The following is a 17366-nucleotide window of genomic DNA, read 5'->3' on the forward strand; positions in this document are numbered from 1 at the left end:
TGTCAGTGCCTTCCGCCGCGGCTGCCCGCGGAGTTGATCGAGTCCAGGACACCCATCTGGGTGCTGCGGATGTTCGACAGGTTGCTCATGGTGCCGTCGGCGACGCTCACCACCGCCTCGACCAGGGACGACCCGGTCTGGACGGCCGTCTCACGCTCCTTCAGCTCCGCCGGGATGACCTCCTCCGCGAAGCTGTCGTCCCGGCCGGGCCAGCCGCGCGTGTCGTTCACGGTGGTCGTGAAGTCACGGAGCATCTCGTGGGCGAGTGAGCTGATCGCGTTGATCTGCCGGACACCCGCCGCGAGCCGGTCCGGCTCGGCGTAGTACGCGTTTCCCTCGGCCATGACCGATCAGTCCTCCATGTCCTCGTTGATCTCGTCGCGCAGTCGGCTGGACGACGAACGGTCCTCGGCGCCCCGGGGGCCGTCGAGCACCCCAGGGCCGAAGATCTTCTGCCAGTCGACGTTGACCCCGGTCATCTCGGGCACCGCGTCGCTGGGGCGGGTGAACGGCTCGAACGCGTCCATCACCCGGCGCGCCATCACCGCGCGCGCCTCCTGGGCCGCCTCCAGGACGCTCGCCGCGAGCTGGGTGGCGGACATGGTGCGGTACTTGCCGTCCAGGAACTTCAGTTCGGTCAGGTCGCCCTGCGCGCTGACGGTGACCTCCACCGAGCGGTCGGGGGAGCGCACGGTGGCGCTGGCGTCGGCGAGTTCGCGCTCCGCCCGCGCCACCTCGGTCCGGGTCGTCTCCAGATCGGCGACGGCCTGGGCGAGCCGCTGCTCGATGGTCTCCCGCATGTCGCTCATGCCCGCGCCTCCCTGTTCGCCCGTCTCATCTCGCTCAGCTTCCGCAGCACCCTGAGCACGCCCAGCGCGCTCATCGTCCGATCACGGCGGGTGCGCCACCCTCGTCGGTGCCCCACACGTCCTCGTCCTCCGGCTCGGCCATCCAGCTCTGCCGGTCCCGGGTGCCGCTCTCGGTCGACCGGCTGCCCTGCCCGGCACCTCCGGGGCCGCCCACCGGATAGGCGGAGCCGGAACTCGTGGACGTACCGCGCCCCCGGGCGACGGTCAGCTCCTCGTCCTCCGCGGCGCCCCTGCGGCTCCCGGACCGGCCGCCACGCCTGCCGCCGCTCCCGCCGGGCTCGGTGAGCACGTTGCGGACCCGCTCCGAGGAACCGTTGCCGCCACCACCGGCACCGCCGCCGCCCATGCCTCCCATCCCGCCCATGCCCGGGAACAGCGGTGTCCCGCCGGAGCCCGCAGCGCCCGAGCTGTCGGCCGAACTGTCCAGGCCCGCGCTCAGCGGGGCGCCCAGGGCGCCCCCCGACAGCAGGTCGCTCGTGCTGTCCTCGCCGTCGTCGTAGTCGGCGTAACTTCCGCTGTCGTAGCCGCCGGTGGTGCCCAGCAGGCTGCCGGTGTCGAGCCCCGAACCGCTGCCGAGGGACGAGCCGAGGTTGGTGGAGGAACCCGCCAGGCCGTCCCCCAGGCTGCCGAGGCTGCTCAGGTCCAGGGAACTGCTGCTGGTGGTCGGCGGGATGAGGGTGGGCGGGCTGGTCAGGTCGAGGTCGCCGAGTCCGTCGCCGAGGCCGCTCGTGCCGATGTTGCCCGTCTCGACCGAACCGTCGGGGTTGGTCGTGGTGAGCTGGCCGGTCTCCGGGTCGATGGTGGTGACGGTGCCGTCGGGGAACCTGGTGGTGAGGGTCCCGTCGGGGTTGAGCGTGGTGGTGCTGCCGTCGGGGTTGGTGTGCCCGCCGGGGACGGTGAGGTCGCCGGTGGTGACGGTGCCGTCGGGGGCGGTCGTGGTGATGGTGCCGTTCTCGGGGTCCAGGAGCTGGGTGGTGCCGTCGGGGTAACGGGTGGTCAGTGTGCCGTCGGGGTTGAGCGTGGTGGTGCTGCCGTCGGGGTTGGTGACCGTCGAACCCTTGGTGGCATCGTTGCCGTCGTCCGAACCGCCGAGCCCGAGACCCAGGCCCAGCCCCGTGCCGAGGCCGGTACCGAGCCCGGTGCCGAGCCCGGTTCCCAGGCCGGTACCGAGTCCGTCGCCCAGGCCGCTGCCGAGGCCGAGGTTCAGGCCGTCGCCGAGCCCGTTGCCCAGGTCCGTGAGGCCGTCCCCCAGACCGCCCAGGCTGTCGCCCAGTCCGTCGCCCAGGTTGTTGAGACTGTCCCCGAGCCCGTCGCCCAGCCCGTTGAGGCTGTTGCCCAGGTTGTCGCCCAGGTCGTTCAGGCCGTCCCCGAGCCCGGCCCCCAGGTTGTTCAGGTTCTCGCCGAGGTTGTTCAGCGAGTTGTTGAGGTTCTCCTGGTTCTGGTTCGCCTGCTCTTCGAGGATGTCGCGCCGGTCCTCCTCGTACTGCTCGGTGAGCGTGGAGGTGTCCTTCGTCTCCAGGTCCTCGAAGGCGTCCTCCAGGTCGCTCCACGCCGTCTTGAGGTTGGTCAGCACCGTGCTCGCCGCGGTGACGAGGGTGTCCTCGACGTGCTGGTCCCAGACGGCGACGGCGTCGTCGGCCATCTTCTTCCAGGCCCCGGGGTAGTCCTTGAGGTTCCCGTAAGTGGGGTGGTTCTGCTTGAAGTTGTCGCTGGTCCGGTAGGAGTACGTGGACTCGTCTGCGTACACGGTGGTCTGCTTGATGTTGTTCTCCAGCACCCACACGGAGACCTTGTCGAGGATCTCCATCAGGATGCGGTGCGGATCGTGCCGGCCGTCACTGGCCCAGTTGGTCCACGCGGTGTTGAGATCCGTCGCCGCGGTCCGCAGGGCCTGCTGGGCCTTGGCCAGTGCCTCGCTGAGCTTCGACTGCGGGGCGTGGCCGCTGCTGAAGTTCTGCGTCGCGGTGAAGCCGGTGCCGCCGAGCTGGTCCACGTAGTCGTCGTAGTTCGTGCGCAGCTGGTGGATGAGATGCCAGAACAGACCCGCCGCCTGGCCCCGCCACGCCGCGTTCTCCTCACCGAGCGAGGTCTCCCACTGGGCCAGCGTCGTGGCGTGGTTCTTGAAGAACGTCATCGTCCGGTCGAAGGCCAGCCCCGTGCGCTCGAAGGAGTTGGCGTCCACGGCCTCGGCGTTCTGCACGTCGTAGCCGTTGAAGGAGAAGCCGCGGGTGGTCCCGTCGGTGAGCAGCTTCTGCAGCGCGGCCCTGGAACCGCCCGCGTACTGCCCGAGCGGGGTGAAGTCCCACTCGTCGCCCTGACTCCCGGTGAACTTGCCGCCGCTCATCGACTCACCGGAGTCGAGCAGCCGGGCCCGGCCGTTCCCGTCCACCGGTACACCGATGAAGACCAGGGTGGCCTGGTAGAGGGTGCCGTAGTCGTGCTTGCCGTCACCGCCGGCGTCGACGAACGCCAGGTCGTAGTCCTCGCCCTGCTGGGTGTGCCAGCCGACCAGGGCCGTGAAGTTGTTCGCGGTCAGCTCGGTCGAGACGAGGATCTCCAGGCCGCCCCGCATCAGCGGGATGTGATCCTTGCTGCTCAGGGTGTCGAAGAGCGTCTTCCGGCTCGGTACGGCGTAGCCGGTGACGAGGGTGACTGCCTGGCCCCAGGTGTCGTCGGGGTCGTGCTTGGCCGGCATGGCGGGCTCCGGGTGAGTGAGGCGGGGGAGGGGGACGTGCGGCGTGGGGCGGCGCGGGGCCGCCCGGATCAGTCGTCCTCGCCCCCGGACAGATCGCCGTCGATGTCCGACCAGATGTCCAGCAACTGCTCGCCGTTGATGCCTTCCAGGGTGGTGCCCTGGGTCTTCAGCAGTGTGCGGATGGTGGTTTCGAGGTTGTCGTCGATGTCGTCGAAGAGGTCGCCCTGGAGGTCGAGAATGGTGTCGATCGACGTCGCGGACGACAGGACCGAGGTCACCAGGGTCTTGCCGTAGGTGACGTCGTCGGCCCCCATGAGCCCGATGCCCAGTACGGCGTTCTCGCCGAAGTACTCGGCCGGGAGCAGGCCCTTGACGACGCTGTGCAGTGAGCGCACACCGTTCGGGTCGTCCTTCATGATGGCCTTGAGATCGGTGATGAACTCGGCCAGGGCGTGCGTCCTGAACGTGCCCAGTGACGCCGCGTCCAGACGGGTCAGATCCGCCATGGCTTCCTCCTGCTGGGATGTCGGGTACGACGGGGGAACCGGACGGGCACCGGCCCCGGTGGCCGGCCGCCCGGTTCGTCCGGCGTCAGCGGCCTATCTGGACTTCGGACCAGAGCTGGGAGAGCGAGTTCTCGCTGTAGCGGTAGCTGTCGGAGATGTCCGTCAGCAGCGAGGAGTGCGAGGTGAGCAGCGTCTCCATGTTCTTCACCGCCGTGTCCCACGCCTGCTGCTTCTGCCGGTACATGTTGGCGTCCTCGCCGTACCAGGACTTGACCAGTTCGCCGAGCTCGGCCTCCAGCGACGCCAGGGTGTTGGCGATCGCCTTGGTCTGCTGGACCATGTCGTCGGCGGCGTTGTTCATGTGGTTGTAGTCGACGTAGATGTAACCGTCGGTCAGGTTGTCACCCATGGGGAACCTCTCCTGCGCTGGGGGGATGTGGGGCGTGTACGGGAAGCGAACCGGTCAGCCGGCGAGCTGGTCGAAGGCGGCCTGCGACTGCGTGTAGGCCTGGTTGATCTGCTCGTTGGAGGAACCCTGGGTCTTGCCGTGCTGGCTGAGGCTCTGGTTGAGCTTGTCGACCATGTCCTCGAGACTCCGCAGGATGCTGTTGCACTGGTCGTCCCACTGCTTGAGCAGCGAGCCGAACTGGCCGCCGTCGCTGCCCTGGTAGCCGCTGGAGAGCGTGGCGCGGGTCTGGTCGACGTCCTGGCGGGACTTCAGGATGCCGCTGAAGGCGGACTCCAGCGCCTGAATGCCATTGCGGGTGGCCTGTTCATTTGACTGCTGGCCGTTGCCTGCCATCGTTCGTTCCATCCTTGGGATCGGGTACTGCGTCGGCGTCGGACTGCTGTTCTACTGCCTCGACCTCAGGAGACTAGAGTTGCCTGGGAAATGGTTGCAACACGACGCGTCCAAGGGGTAGTTGGTTCGGCCACAGGTCAACTGCTTTTACCTGAAAGCAACTTCCCGGCATTCTCGGCGCTCCCGCCGCCACCGTCGGTACGGCCGCACACCCCCGCCACCCGCGCCGGGGCAACCGCCCCGGACGCCGCCTCCGGGCTCAGGTCGGGCCCGGTCGGCAGCATCGCCAGCAGTGGCGAGGGCAGTCGGCGGGCGTCGGACTCCGCGTAACCGAGCGCGGCGAGGGCCTCCTTCGAGGACACCCGGTACTTCACCCCGTCGTCGCCCACGAAGTAGGTCGCGGCACCGACCGCGCCGCCGCCCGCGCTCAACGCCCGCACCAGCACCCCGTGTCCGGGCCGCACCACGACCGCGTCCACCGGCAGACAGGCCGCCGCCACCGGCTCACCGCTCGCCTGGGTGACCGGGGCCAGCTCGCTCTCCCGTACCAGCAGCGAGCTGACCCGGACACCGTCGGCCCCGGGCGCCACCTGCGCGCACGCCGTCCAGCCGGCCGGCACCCGCACCGCGCGGGGCGGGGTGTCGGGCAGCCCGGAGGCCGAGGGATCGACACCGGAACTGCCCGGCGCCTGATGGTCCTTGAGCACGTCCGCGCCGATCGGCAGCGCCGTGGGCGAGGCACCGGCGTACGCCTTGGCCCGGATGTCCGGGTCGCCGAGCAGCAGCGCCGCACCGGTCGCCGTGACCGGTACCAGACCCTCGCTCCGCAGCAGGTAGTACTGCCCGTCGGAGTCGTCGCCCGAACCGTCACCCGGCACCGTGATCCGGAACACCTGACCCACCTTGGTGGCCGTGCCGCCCAGCGAGGGCCCCGCCGACCCCAGCCCCGTCACCTGCGGCGGAGCCAGCGCGGCGCCCGGCACCAGGGCGTCCAGGAACGCGGCGGAGACTGGGCGCGGGGTCACCGAGCTGTACCCCAGCGAGAGCAGCGCGCCGGACTCGGTGTCCAGCGGCAGCCGGCTGCCCTGCCACACCAGGTACGTCTTCCTGTCCGGCCCGCTCACCAGCACCGCCTCGCCGACGCCGACCGGATCGCCCGCCGCCGCGCCCCCGGCCACCAGGGCCGTCACCGCGCGCGTGGTGACCGTACCGTCGGCGGCCGTGACGCTGCCCAGCGCCGAACAGACCTGCCAGGCACCGGACTCCAGGTCACCGCTGCCGGGCACCGAGTCCGGCGCCCCGGCGATCCCCACCGCGCCGCCCACGGGCGTGCCGCGCAGCGAGGCGGTGGACACATCGGTGGTCTTCAGGTCCGCGCCGCCGATGAGCAGCGCGGAGGAGTAGTTCCGCACCGGCCGCAGCCGCCCGCCGAGATACAGGTACCGGGCCCCCGTCTCCCGGTTGACGATCAGCGTCTCGCCGCTGCGCCAGGAGTCGTTGCCCCCGGGCGAGATCAGCCCGAACACCACCGCCCCCGCCGCGATCAGCACCGTGATCAGCAGCCCGGCGACCGCACCCCGGGTGGTACGCCCCAGCGGGCTCTCCGGTGCGTCCGGATCGGCGAGCAGCATGCCCGAGGTGAGTCGGCTCATGATGAAGGTGTGCGCCTGCACCTGGTCGCGCTTGGACTGCATGTACCGCGGGTCCTTCCAATGAACCGGGGGTGGCGGGGTCGGCCGCCGGGGCGGGTGGGGCGGGTGGAGACCGGTGGTGGAGCGGTACGGCCGCCCACGCCGGGACGACCGTCGGGCGCGCGGACCGGCTCAGCCGGTGATGGCGCGCAGCGCGGCGAACACGCCCAGCACCCACAGGGTCAGCGGCAGCAGGGCCATCGCCAGCAGCGAGTGCAGCAGTTCCGCCGCGCGGCCCCAGTACGGCAGCATCCGCCGCCCCGGCACCGTCCACGAGGCGACGGCCAGCACCGTCGCCAGCGCCAGCAGGCCCACCACCAGCAGCGGCCGGTCCGCGGGTGCCGTGTCCACGGCCAGCGCGAGCACCAGCAGGGCCACACCGAGCACGCCGGGCAGGACGAGGGCCAGCCGCTGCCACACGTTGACCATGCCCCGGCCGTGCAGCAGCAGGAGCAGCGCCAGCACCACGGCCGTCAGGGTCTCCGGCAGGCTCGGGTTCCTGGTCAGCGGCACCAGGGAGCCGGCGCACAGCACGCCGGTGGCCGCGTACAGGCCGGTCATCCAGCCGCTCGCCAGCTCCGTACGGGTGGCCACGTCCCGCCCGTTGTAGGGCTCGATGCCCTCCTGGAGCTGCTGCGCGTTCGTCGGCAGCGCCGGCATCCGCATCCCGGCCAGCTTGAACGACAGGGACGGCACGAAACCGCCCAGCAGCACCGCCAGCGCGGCCACCGTCGCCGCCGCGCCGTCCACCGAGAGGTCCAGGACGCTCATCAGACCGCCCGCGAGTGCCCCGGCCACCGCGACCAGCGCGGAGGCCACGAACAGGGGCGTACGGACGGCGGCCAGGGCCAGCGCCAGCACCGCGCCGCCCGCTCCGGCAGCCGCGGCGGCCAACAGCCGGGCGCCCAGCACCCGGTGGGCGTCCGGACCGGCGATCTCCCCGCCCGGCACCAGCCAGCCCGCCAGCGCCAGATAGGGCGCCGCCATGAAACCGAGGGTCGCGCCCGCCGCCGCGTCACCGACCGCGCGGCTGGCCGAGGCGGCACCGGCGAGCAGCAGCAGTCCGGCCACACCCGCGGTGGCGATCCGGACGCCGGCCGGGCCGCCGGGCCAGGCCAGCACCAGCAGACCCAGCGTCAGGGCGGCCACCGTCATGCCGAGCAGCAGCCGCCGCCCCGCCGCCTCGTTCCACCCGTGCAGCCGGTCCCGGGTGACGTTGGCGATGCCGTCCACCAGATCGTCGAGCCGGACCTCGGGCAACGCCTCGGTGAACGGGCGGAGATACACCACCTCGCCGTCCTTGAGGTCGAGCGCCTCCAGGGTGCTCTCCTCGTCCAGCGGGGCACCTCCCAGGCGCTGGAGGACCCAGCCGTCGTGCTCCAGGCCGCTCTCCTCGATCTCCTCACCGGCGTAACGCAGCACGGTGGGCAGCAGATCGGCCACGGGCACATCGGCGGGCACCGCCAGATCGATGGTCCTGGCCGGGGCCCGTACCGTGAGGCGGCACAGGCCCGCAACGGAGCTGTCGGTCATCGTGGGGCTCACGTCTCCAAAACAATTCTGAGGATTCGGACGGCGGACTCGAACGCGTCCGCTTGGACGTACGAGTTGATGGCATGCAGACTACTGACCGCCGATCGAACGGAATTATGGGTCCCGTTGCAGTGGCGTGTCACAAGTGCCCGCCGGAGCGCCCTTGTTGACCGGTTTACGACCCGGTTCGCACCCCGGACGGTATTTCAACACCTTTGAAGGAGCATGTGCGTTGAGCGTGGTTCTGTTCCGCAGGCCGGCCCGCCGCCGGGGCCCGGACATGCCCGAGGGCGAGCTGACTCTCCAGGAACCGCCGACGCTCCCCGAGGTCGTCGCCGACAGCTCGGCCATCTGGACCTATCTGCCGATGGCCATGATGTCCGTGTCGATGATGCTGATGTTCATCAGGCCCGGCGGCGGCAACGGCGCGTTCATGTACATCGCCCTCGGCATGATGGTGATGGCCTCGGCCGCCATGATGGTCGGCCAGGTGATGCGCAAGGCGGGCGAACGCAAGGAGCGTCTGCGCGGTGAGCGGCGCGACTACCTCCGCTACCTCACCCAGACCCGCCGCAAGGTCCACCGGGCCGTCGTGGAGCAGCAGTTGGCGCTGGCCTGGCGCCACCCCGACCCCAAGGTCCTGCGCGCCATGGTGCGGACGACCCGTCTGTGGGAACGGCGCGTCAAGGACGAGGACTTCGGCGAGGTGCGGATAGCCGTCGGCGACCAGCAGTTCGCCATGCGGCTCAACCCCCTGTCCACCAAGCCCGTGGAGGACCTCGAACCCCTCTCCGCCCACGCCCTGCGCCGATTCGTCCGCGCCTACAGCACGGTCCCCGACCAGCCCATCGCCCTTTATCTGCGCTCCTGGTCCCGCGTCCTGACCCGCGGCGACGACGCCGCCGTACGCGCCATGGTGCGGGCCGCGCTCTGCCAACTCGCCCTGTTCCACCCGCCGGAGGAGCTGTGGGTGGCGCTGTGCGTGTCCGACGAGCGGCGCGCGGAGTGGGAGTGGGTGAAGTGGCTGCCGCACAACCTGCACCCCCAGGAGCAGGACGGCGCGGGCCCCGCCCGGATGGTCGCCACCGCCTTCAACGACCTGGAGGACCTGCTCGGTGCCGAGTTCACCGAACGCCCGGTCTTCGATCCCGAGGCGGTACCCGGCCGCGACGAGCCCTTCACCGTCATCGTCGTCGACGGCGTCACCGTGCCCGCCGGCCACCGCCTCGACGGCCCCGGCTTCCGCAACACCATCGTCCTCGACCTCTCCGGCGCCCTCACCTGGCGCCCCGGCCGCTCGACCCTGCGCCTGGACGTGACCCCGGGCGCGGTACGGCTGGTACGCACCGACCGCACCCGCAAGGAACAGACCACCCTCCTCGGCCGCCCCGACCGGGTCGGCCCGGCCGCCGCCGAGTCGCTGGCCCGGCTGATCGCCCCCTACCGGATGGGCCTGACCGCCGACTCCGCCGAACCCCTCGCCGCCGACGTCCAGTTGACGACCCTGCTCGGCATCCCCGACCTCTACCGCCACGATCCGCCGACCCTGTGGCGCAAACACACCGGTGCCGCCCGGCTGCGCGTGCCGGTCGCGATCGGCGCCGACGGCGCGCCCGTCGAACTCGACATCAAGGAGTCCGCGCAGGGCGGCATGGGCCCGCACGGCATGCTGATCGGCGCCACCGGCTCCGGCAAGAGCGAACTGCTGCGCACCCTGGTCCTGGGCCTGGCCCTCACCAACTCCTCAGAGACCCTGAACTTCATCCTGGTCGACTTCAAGGGCGGCGCGACCTTCCTCGGCCTGGACGAACTCCCGCACACCTCGGCCGTGATCACCAACCTGGCGGACGAAGTGGCCCTGGTGGACCGGATGCAGGACGCCCTGCACGGCGAACTGATCCGCCGCCAGGAGCTGTTGAGGGCGGCCGGAAACTACTCCTCGGCCCTGGAGTACGAGAAGGCGAGAGCCGCGGGCACACCCCTGGCCCCCCTTCCCAGCCTCTTCGTCGTCGTCGACGAGTTCAGCGAACTCCTCGCCGCACACCGGGAGTTCATGGACCTGTTCGTGATGATCGGCCGCCTCGGCCGCTCTCTCGGCGTCCATCTCCTCCTCGCCTCCCAACGCCTGGACGAGGGCCGTATGCACCAGTTGGAGAGCCACCTCTCCTACCGGGTGGGCCTGCGCACCTTCTCCGCGATGGAGAGCCGGGGCGTCCTCGGCGTCCCCGACGCCTACCAGCTCCCCTCGCAGCCCGGCGCCGGCTTCCTCAAGAGCGGCGTCGAGGCACTGACCCGCTTCCGGGCCGCCTACGTCTCCGGCCCGTACCGGCACCGGCGCGGCGCCGTCGTACAGGCCCGCGTGGCCAGCCAGGTGGTGCCCTGGTCGGCGGGCTGGGTGGTGCCACGCACCCCGGTGGCCGTCCCCGACCCGCAGCAGGAGGAGGAGACGGAGTCCGCCGACAGCCTCCTGAGTGTCGCCCTGGACCGCCTGCGCGGCCACGGCCCGACCGCCCACCAGGTCTGGCTGCCCCCGCTGGGCGCACCCCCCGCCCTGAACGCCCTGCTCCCGGGCCTGGCCCCCACCCCCGACCGTGGCCTGTCGGCGACGGGCTGGCCCGGCACGGGCCGCCTGCGCGTCCCGGTGGGCCTGGTGGACAAGCCCTTCGACCAGCGCCGGGACCCCCTGGTGGTGGACCTGTCGGCGGGCGGCGGCCACGTGGCGATAGCGGGCGGCTCCCAGAGCGGCAAGTCCACGGTCCTGCGCACCCTGATAGGCAGCCTCGCCCTCACCCACACCCCCGCCGAAGTCCAGTTCTACTGCCTGGACTTCGGCGGCGGCACCCTCTCCTCCCTGGCCGGCCTGCCGCACGTCGGCGGCGTCGCGGCCCGGCTGGACAGCGAACGCATCAGCCGTACGGTGGCCGAGGTCACCGGCGTTCTCAACCAGCGCGAGCAGTTCTTCCTCGACCACGGCATCGACTCCATGGCCACCTACCGGCGGCGCCGGGCGGCGGGGGAGTTCGCGGACGAGACACACGGCGACGTCTTCCTGGTCGTCGACGGCTGGGCACAGGTCAAGCAGAACTTCGACAGCCTGCTGCCCACCTTCAACCAACTCGCGACCGGCGGCCTGAACTACGGCATCCACCTCATCGTCACCACCACCCGCTGGGTGGAGCTGTCCGCCCAGATCCGTGACCAGAGCGCCACCCGCCTGGAACTGCGGCTGGGCGACACCATGGACTCGGTCGTGGACGTCCGAAAGGCCGCCACCGTGCCCCGCACACCGGGCCGGGGCCTGACCGTCGGGGACAAGCTCCACTTCCTGGCCGCCCTCCCGCGCATCGACGGCAGCGACAACGCCGAGGACCTCGCGGAGGGCGTGACAGCGCTGGTGGAGAGGATCGCCGCGGAATGGAGCGGCCCGCCCGCACCGCCCGTACGCATGCTCCCGCACCGCCTGCCGTCCTCGGCGCTCCCCGAGCCCGAACTGTCGGAAGGCCTGCGCCTCCCGCTGGGCCAGGACGAGGAGACGCTCTCCACCGTCTGGCACGACTTCAGCCGCACCCCCCATCTGGTGGCCGTCGGCGACACGGAGAGCGGCAAGACCAACCTGCTGCGCCTGGCCGCCAAGGCGATCACCGACCGCTACACGGCCGCCGAGGCCCGCATCCTGGTCGTCGACTACCGCCGCGACCTGGTGGACGCGGTGCCCGCCGAGTACCAGTTGGGCCACGCGGTGGCGGTGGACGCCCTGAAGGAACTGGTGGGCGGCTCGGCCCGGGCCCTGAAGACACGCCTCCCGGGCCCGGACATCACCCCCGCCCGGATGCGCCTCGCCGACTGGTGGAACGGCCCCCGTCTGTTCGTCCTGGTGGACGACTACGACATGGTCGTGGGCAGCAACAACTACGACCACCCCTTCGCCCCGCTCTTCGACCACCTGGCCCTGGGCCACGAACTGGGCCTGCACGTGATCGCGGTCCGCTCGGCGACGGGGGCGGGGCGTGGCCTGAACGACCAGCTCCTCCGACGCCTGGACGAGGTCAACACGCCGGGTGTGCTGCTGTCCTGCCCCCCGAGCGAGGGCTACGTCTTCGGCAACATCAAGCCACGCAACCTGCCACCGGGCCGGGCCCAGTACGTGGTGCGGCGGAAGGCGACGCTGATCCAGACGGCGGTGGTGGAGGACCGGCAGGAGGAATCCTGAGGCGAAGGCTTGTTCCGCTCCCGCCGCCCCTACCCGTCCCGTCCTCGGGGGCCGCGCCCCCGAACCCCCGCTACGGCCCTGAACGGGCCTTGTCCTCAAACGCCGGACAGGCTGGAGGTGCGGGCCTGGGCTTCATGTTTCAGTGCCGACCGGCATTCCCGGCCCGTCCGGCGTTTGAGGACGAGGCCGTTCAGGCCGACAAGGGGGGGTCTGGGGGCGCGGCCCCCGAGGACGGGACGGGGAAAGGGCGGCGGGGGCGGTGAAACCGCCTACGACGCCCGCCACCCCCGAGCCCGCCCCCGAGGCACCACCACCGCCACCCACACCACCACCAACAACCCCGCCCCACCCCCCGCCGCGAACAACACCGCCCTCCGCGTAGGCCCCGCCCCCGCATCCTCGGGCAACCGCACAGCGGCCTCCCGCGAAGGCCCCGCCGCACCCACCCCACGCCCCACAGCCCCCACAGACGTCACGGCCGCGTACGGATCCACCCGAGGCACCGCGTCGGGATAGGCCGTGGCCACCATCCGCGCGGCGACCTCCGCCCCCGTCAACCCGGGATGCGCGGCCCGCACCAACGCCGCCGCCCCCGCCACGAATCCGGCCGCGAAAGACGCCCCGGACCCGATGTAGTGCCCGCTGCCCCTGGGCCCCGGCCCGACGACCCCGTCCCCGGGCGCGACCAGATCGGCGTCGAGGGGCACCAGCGCGTTGTCGGGCCGCGCACCAGTGGAGTCCACGTCGAGCACGGACAGCACGCCCTCCTGCGCGGCAGGCCAGTACGCACGGGGCACCGGCGCCTCATCGGCACCGCGCTTCGCCGGCGGATCGGGAACGGCGGCGGCCACCACCAGCGCATCGTGCGCGACCGCCTCCTCGACAGCCGCCGTCAACGCCGCAGACCCCTGCACGAGCGCCGGCGACACCTGGATCACCTTCGCCCCGGCCTGAACCGCCGCACTGATCCCCGCGGCGACACTCGCCGCGGTGGCCGTCCCCCGCGCGTCCGTGCCCCGCACCGCCACGATCCGGGCCCGCTGGGCGACTCCGGCGAACCGCACCCCGTCCGTGGCCGCCGACGCGATCAGCCCGGCGACGAAACTCCCGTGCCCGACACAGTCCTGCCCGGCATCCCCGACCGCCGTCACCCGCCCCTTCAGCGAGGGCGCGCTCGTGGACACCCCGGTGTCCACGACAGCCACGGTCACCCCGGCCCCGGCCGAGAACTCCCACGCGCGGGGCAGTTGCAGACTCTGCTGCTCCCACGGCACGGAGGTGGCCCGCTCGGCGGAGGCCCCCGTACAGGCGTCGTCGGCAGCGAGCCGCGACGGCATCACCGGCAGCCGTACCGGCGAACCGTCCGCGGCGGAGGCGGCCGGAGAGCCGAGAAGGACGAGCGGAAGAAGCACGGCGAACGTCCGGGCCGGACGGAGACGGGGGCGACGCATGGACCGAATCCTATGGCGCGAGAGAACGAGTCGCCGACGCCCCCAGCCACAACCGGCGCCCAGCTCAACCGAGTTGACCGAGCTGAGAAAGGCGCCCCGGGGAAACCGGAACCCCGTGAGGCGAAGAGGCGGCGAGGACACCCCCGCCGGCTCACCCCACCCGAGGAACGTCCCCCGGCACCAACAACCGCAGGTCGTCCAGCCCCGGCGCGGCCATCACGCTGACCCGCCCGGCCTGACGCGTCATCATGCCCTCCAGCACCTGCCGCGCCAGCCGCGCGTTGCCGAACGAGCGGTCCCTCGGCAGCGCGTCGAAGTACTCGCGCAGCACGGCCCCGGTCCCCGGCCCGCACTCGTAACCCGCGCTGTCCGCGTGCATCCGTACGATCGTGACCAGCTCGTCGGACGAGTAGTCCGCGAACTCGACGCGCCGTGAGAACCGTGACGACAGGCCGGGGTTGGAGGCCATGAAGCCCTCCATCTCCCTCGTGTAGCCCGCGACGATCACCACCACCTGCTCCCGGTGGTCCTCCATCAGCTTGAGCAGCGTGTCCACGGCCTCCTGTCCGAAGTCGGACCCGGACCCCGACCCGGCGGGCGTCAGCGTGTACGCCTCGTCGATGAACAGCACGCCGCCCAGGGCCCGTTCGAAGACCTCACGGGTGAGCTGCGCGGTGTGTCCCACATACCGTCCGACGAGGTCGGCCCGGGACACCTCCACCAACTGCCCGCGCGGCAGCACCCCGAGGGAGACCAGCAGCTCGCCGTAGAGCCGGGCCACGGTCGTCTTGCCGGTGCCGGGCGGGCCGCTGAAGACGAGGTGGTGGCTGATCCGGGGCGCCGGCAGACCGGCGGCCTCGCGCTGGCGGGCCGTCGAGAGAAGGTTGACGAGGTCGGTGACGTCGCGTTTGACCGCGGCCAGCCCCACCATGTCACCGAGCCTGGACAGCGCGTCGCTCCTCGTGTCCCCGCCCGCGTCCGCGCCCGCCGCCGCTGCGGCCTCCGCCCCGACGTCCTCCGGGAGCAGCAACGAGAGGTCGCGCTCGCCGACCTCGGCCAGCCCGGCCAGCCGTACGGCCTGCCGGTCGACCATCTCCTCGAAGACCTGCCGGGCGGCCCGGCCGTTGCCGAACGTGGCGTCCTTCGGCATGCGTTCGAAGTGCGTGGCCAGCGCGGCGGCCGTGCCCTCGCCCAGTTCGTACTGGTGGCGGACGCACATGCTCTCCATGATCGCGACCAGCTCGGGGACCGAGTAGTTCTCGAACTCCACGGTCCGCGAGAACCGGGACGCCAGACCGGGGTTGGAGCCGAGGAACGACTGCATCTCGCCGGAGTACCCGGCCGCGACGACGACCACGTCCTCCCGGTGGTCCTCCATGAGCTTCAGCAGCGTGTCCACCGCCTCCCGCCCGAAGTCCGCCCCCGAACTCCCGCTGTCGGCCGTCAGGGTGTACGCCTCGTCGATGAACAGCACCCCGCCCAGTGCCCGGTTGAACGCCTCGGTGGCCTTGATCGCCGTACCGCCGATGACCTGGGCGACGAGATCGGCCCGTGAGACCTCCACCAGGTGCCCGGAGCGCAGTGCGCCCAGCTGGGCCAGGATGGTGCCGTAGAGCCGGGCCACCGTCGTCTTGCCGGTGCCGGGCGGGCCCGCGAAGACCAGATGGCGGCTCATCGGCGGTGCGGACATGCCGAGTTGGGCGCGGCGCTGCGCCAGCTGCGTGAGGTTGACCAGCGTACGGACCTGCTGCTTGACGTTGGACAGGCCGATGAGCGCCTCCAGTTCGGCGAGCGGGCCCGTCTCGGCCGCCGCGCCGCCGCCGGCCGGGGCGGTTCCGGCGGGGTCGGTGCCCTCGCTGTCGCCGTAACCCCAGGCGTCCCGCTGGCCGTTGCCGTTGCTGGTGAGCCCCTCGACGGCCAGCCGGTCGCCCTGCTTGGACTGGATCAGGCCGCCGCCCTTGTTGTCACGGACCACGCAGTTGACGACGGACACCGGGTCGGTGCTCTCGACCCGCAGGCCGTCCTTCGAACTGCCGCCGATCTCGCAGGCGTTGAAGGAGGCCCGGCCCCCCTCGCGGACCAGGACGCCGTTCTCGGCGGCGGCGTTCACCTTGACCCGGGTCGCGGTGAGTTCGCCCTCCGCGTCGACGACGACACCGTCGCCGGCCGGCTCACGGAACTCGCAGTCGCGGGCGGTGGCGCTGCCGCCCGCGGCCACCATCAGGCCCACGCCGGCCGGCGCGAGGACGGTGGTGCCGCCGAGGTACAGGTTGCCGTCGCTCTCGACATGGACACCCGCGCCACCGGCCCGGTCGATCTCACTGTCCTCCAGCCGGCCCCGCCCGTCCTTGACGGCCTCCACACCGTGGCCGCCCGAGCCGCTGACCCTGGCCCGGCGCAGCATGGGATTGGCGCCGCTGCGCACGCTGATGCCGACTCCGGCGGCGTCGATGACGTCCAGCCGGTCCAGCTCGGCGGTGGACTCCTCCTCCAGGAGCACGCCCGTCGCCGCGCAGTCCCGCACGGTCAGCGAGGTCAGCGTGGGAGAGGCGGACCCGGCCACGCGCAGCGCGGGCGCCTGGGAGGTGTCCAGCCAGCAGTCCTCGAACGTGCCGCGCGCCCGGTCGGTGACCAGGATGCCGTTGCCCTCCGTGCGGGCGGTCCGGCAGCGGCGCAGCAGCGGGTCGCTGCCGTGCGAGACGACGATGGCCGGCCCACTGGTCGCGGTGACCCGGAGCTCCTCCAGGACCGTCCGCGAGGAGCTGGTCAGATGGACGCCGATGGAGGTGTCGTGCACGACCGTGCGCACCACCTGGGTCGTGCAGTGCTCCTCCAGCGCGATCGAGGGCTTGTCGGTGGACGATATGTCGCACTCCTCGACGGAGCCCTGCGCCTCACCGTTGGCGAGGACGCCGTTGCCCCGGGCGTCCCGGATGGTGCAGCCGCGCACCGTGACCCGGCCGCGCTCGCCGATGACCACCCCGGAAGTACCCAGGTGCTCGATGGTGCAGGAGTCCACCGAACTGTCCACGTTCGAGGTGACCACCACCCCGGCCCCGGCCGGGCTGCTCACCCGGCAGTCGCGCATCGCCAGCGACCCGGCGCCACGGGCGAGTACGGCCGCCCAGGAGGCACCGGAGACATCGCAGCCGTCCATCGCGACCTGCCCGCGGGCGGCGTCCACGGCGGGAAGCTCCTCGTCGCGGCCGCGCAGCACCAGGTCGGTGAGCATCACCGCGTCCGCCTTCAGCGTGAGCACGCTGCCACGCCGCGGACGTATCTCCACCGTGCCGCGTGCCTGTTCGGCGACGATGGTGACCCGGGTGACGACGACGAGGTTCTCTTCGTAGGTCCCGGGTCGCACACTGATCACGGCGCCGCTGCGCGCCCTCGCCAGTGCCTCTCCGATCGTCCGAAAGCCCTCGGTGCCCTCCGGGCAGACCGTCAGTACCTGGCGTGACACGCGCCCTCCATCTCTCACGGCGTTCCCTGCCCGGCGTGGGCAGCACCATCATGCCGGGACGGACGGGCATGGTCACGCCACAGCCCCCGAAAGCGGAGACAGCCGGAGGAGGCCCGAGCACAGCGGGAGAAAAGCAGAAAACCCCA

General features: G+C 71.8%; 11 protein-coding genes. 1 reads left to right on the forward strand and 10 read right to left on the reverse strand.

Annotated features, from left to right (window positions below; translation table 11 throughout):
- Positions 1–2: 2 nt before the first annotated feature.
- The 8 genes from OG595_RS34755 to eccD form a co-directional block, all read right to left on the reverse strand.
- Positions 3–344 carry a hypothetical protein gene (locus OG595_RS34755; RefSeq protein ID WP_329279047.1) on the reverse strand — a complete coding sequence of 114 codons (342 nt, stop codon included), beginning with the start codon at positions 342–344 and terminating at the stop codon, positions 3–5.
- A 6-nt stretch (positions 345–350) separates the two neighbouring features.
- A complete protein-coding gene (locus OG595_RS34760; protein ID WP_329279049.1) occupies positions 351–809 on the reverse strand; it encodes a YbaB/EbfC family nucleoid-associated protein in 459 nt (152 codons plus the stop codon).
- Positions 810–879: 70 nt separating this feature from the next.
- Complete coding sequence (locus OG595_RS34765; RefSeq protein WP_329279051.1) at positions 880–3564, reverse strand: AAWKG family protein; 2685 nt, start codon at positions 3562–3564, stop codon at positions 880–882.
- A 68-nt stretch (positions 3565–3632) separates the two neighbouring features.
- The gene (locus OG595_RS34770) at positions 3633–4070 is read right to left on the reverse strand and encodes a type VII secretion system-associated protein (RefSeq protein ID WP_329279054.1); all 438 of its coding nucleotides are present in this window, start codon (positions 4068–4070) and stop codon (positions 3633–3635) included.
- 85 nt (positions 4071–4155) lie between these two features.
- A complete protein-coding gene (locus tag OG595_RS34775; RefSeq protein ID WP_105975427.1) occupies positions 4156–4479 on the reverse strand; it encodes a WXG100 family type VII secretion target in 324 nt (107 codons plus the stop codon).
- A gap of 54 nt (positions 4480–4533) precedes the next feature.
- Complete coding sequence (locus OG595_RS34780; RefSeq protein WP_329283447.1) at positions 4534–4872, reverse strand: hypothetical protein; 339 nt, start codon at positions 4870–4872, stop codon at positions 4534–4536.
- A gap of 137 nt (positions 4873–5009) precedes the next feature.
- Positions 5010–6566 (reverse strand): type VII secretion protein EccB, encoded by a 1557-nt coding sequence (gene eccB / locus OG595_RS34785; RefSeq protein WP_329279057.1) that lies wholly within the window; start codon positions 6564–6566, stop codon positions 5010–5012.
- Positions 6567–6695: 129 nt separating this feature from the next.
- The gene (gene eccD / locus OG595_RS34790) at positions 6696–8096 is read right to left on the reverse strand and encodes a type VII secretion integral membrane protein EccD (protein WP_329283449.1); all 1401 of its coding nucleotides are present in this window, start codon (positions 8094–8096) and stop codon (positions 6696–6698) included.
- 280 nt (positions 8097–8376) lie between these two features.
- On the opposite strand from eccD, the gene eccCa reads away from it, so the two are divergent.
- Entirely contained in the window at positions 8377–12306 is a 3930-nt protein-coding gene (gene eccCa, locus OG595_RS34795) for a type VII secretion protein EccCa (RefSeq protein ID WP_329283451.1), read from the forward strand.
- A 269-nt stretch (positions 12307–12575) separates the two neighbouring features.
- Here the strand turns inward: eccCa and OG595_RS34800 are convergent, their stop codons facing one another.
- Together OG595_RS34800 and OG595_RS34805 are read right to left on the reverse strand one after the other, a co-directional pair.
- The gene (locus OG595_RS34800; protein ID WP_329279059.1) at positions 12576–13757 is read right to left on the reverse strand and encodes a S8 family serine peptidase; all 1182 of its coding nucleotides are present in this window, start codon (positions 13755–13757) and stop codon (positions 12576–12578) included.
- A 151-nt stretch (positions 13758–13908) separates the two neighbouring features.
- Positions 13909–17220, reverse strand: coding sequence for a right-handed parallel beta-helix repeat-containing protein (locus OG595_RS34805; RefSeq protein WP_329279062.1), 3312 nt, complete (start codon positions 17218–17220; stop codon positions 13909–13911).
- Positions 17221–17366 lie beyond the last annotated feature (146 nt).

The organism is Streptomyces sp. NBC_01451, from assembly GCF_036227485.1.
In the GTDB taxonomy this organism is placed as follows: domain Bacteria; phylum Actinomycetota; class Actinomycetes; order Streptomycetales; family Streptomycetaceae; genus Streptomyces.

What these genes read in the sequence shown, in the direction of transcription:
- OG595_RS34755 (WP_329279047.1), bottom strand. Translation starts at nt 344, where the DNA reads ATGGCCGAGGGAAACGCGTACTACGCCGAGCCGGACCGGCTCGCGGCG.
- OG595_RS34760 (WP_329279049.1), bottom strand. Translation starts at nt 809, where the DNA reads ATGAGCGACATGCGGGAGACCATCGAGCAGCGGCTCGCCCAGGCCGTC.
- OG595_RS34765 (WP_329279051.1), bottom strand. Translation starts at nt 3,564, where the DNA reads ATGCCGGCCAAGCACGACCCCGACGACACCTGGGGCCAGGCAGTCACC.
- OG595_RS34770 (WP_329279054.1), bottom strand. Translation starts at nt 4,070, where the DNA reads ATGGCGGATCTGACCCGTCTGGACGCGGCGTCACTGGGCACGTTCAGG.
- OG595_RS34775 (WP_105975427.1), bottom strand. Translation starts at nt 4,479, where the DNA reads ATGGGTGACAACCTGACCGACGGTTACATCTACGTCGACTACAACCAC.
- OG595_RS34780 (WP_329283447.1), bottom strand. Translation starts at nt 4,872, where the DNA reads ATGGCAGGCAACGGCCAGCAGTCAAATGAACAGGCCACCCGCAATGGC.
- eccB (WP_329279057.1), bottom strand. Translation starts at nt 6,566, where the DNA reads ATGCAGTCCAAGCGCGACCAGGTGCAGGCGCACACCTTCATCATGAGC.
- eccD (WP_329283449.1), bottom strand. Translation starts at nt 8,096, where the DNA reads ATGACCGACAGCTCCGTTGCGGGCCTGTGCCGCCTCACGGTACGGGCC.
- eccCa (WP_329283451.1), top strand. Translation starts at nt 8,377, where the DNA reads ATGCCCGAGGGCGAGCTGACTCTCCAGGAACCGCCGACGCTCCCCGAG.
- OG595_RS34800 (WP_329279059.1), bottom strand. Translation starts at nt 13,757, where the DNA reads ATGCGTCGCCCCCGTCTCCGTCCGGCCCGGACGTTCGCCGTGCTTCTT.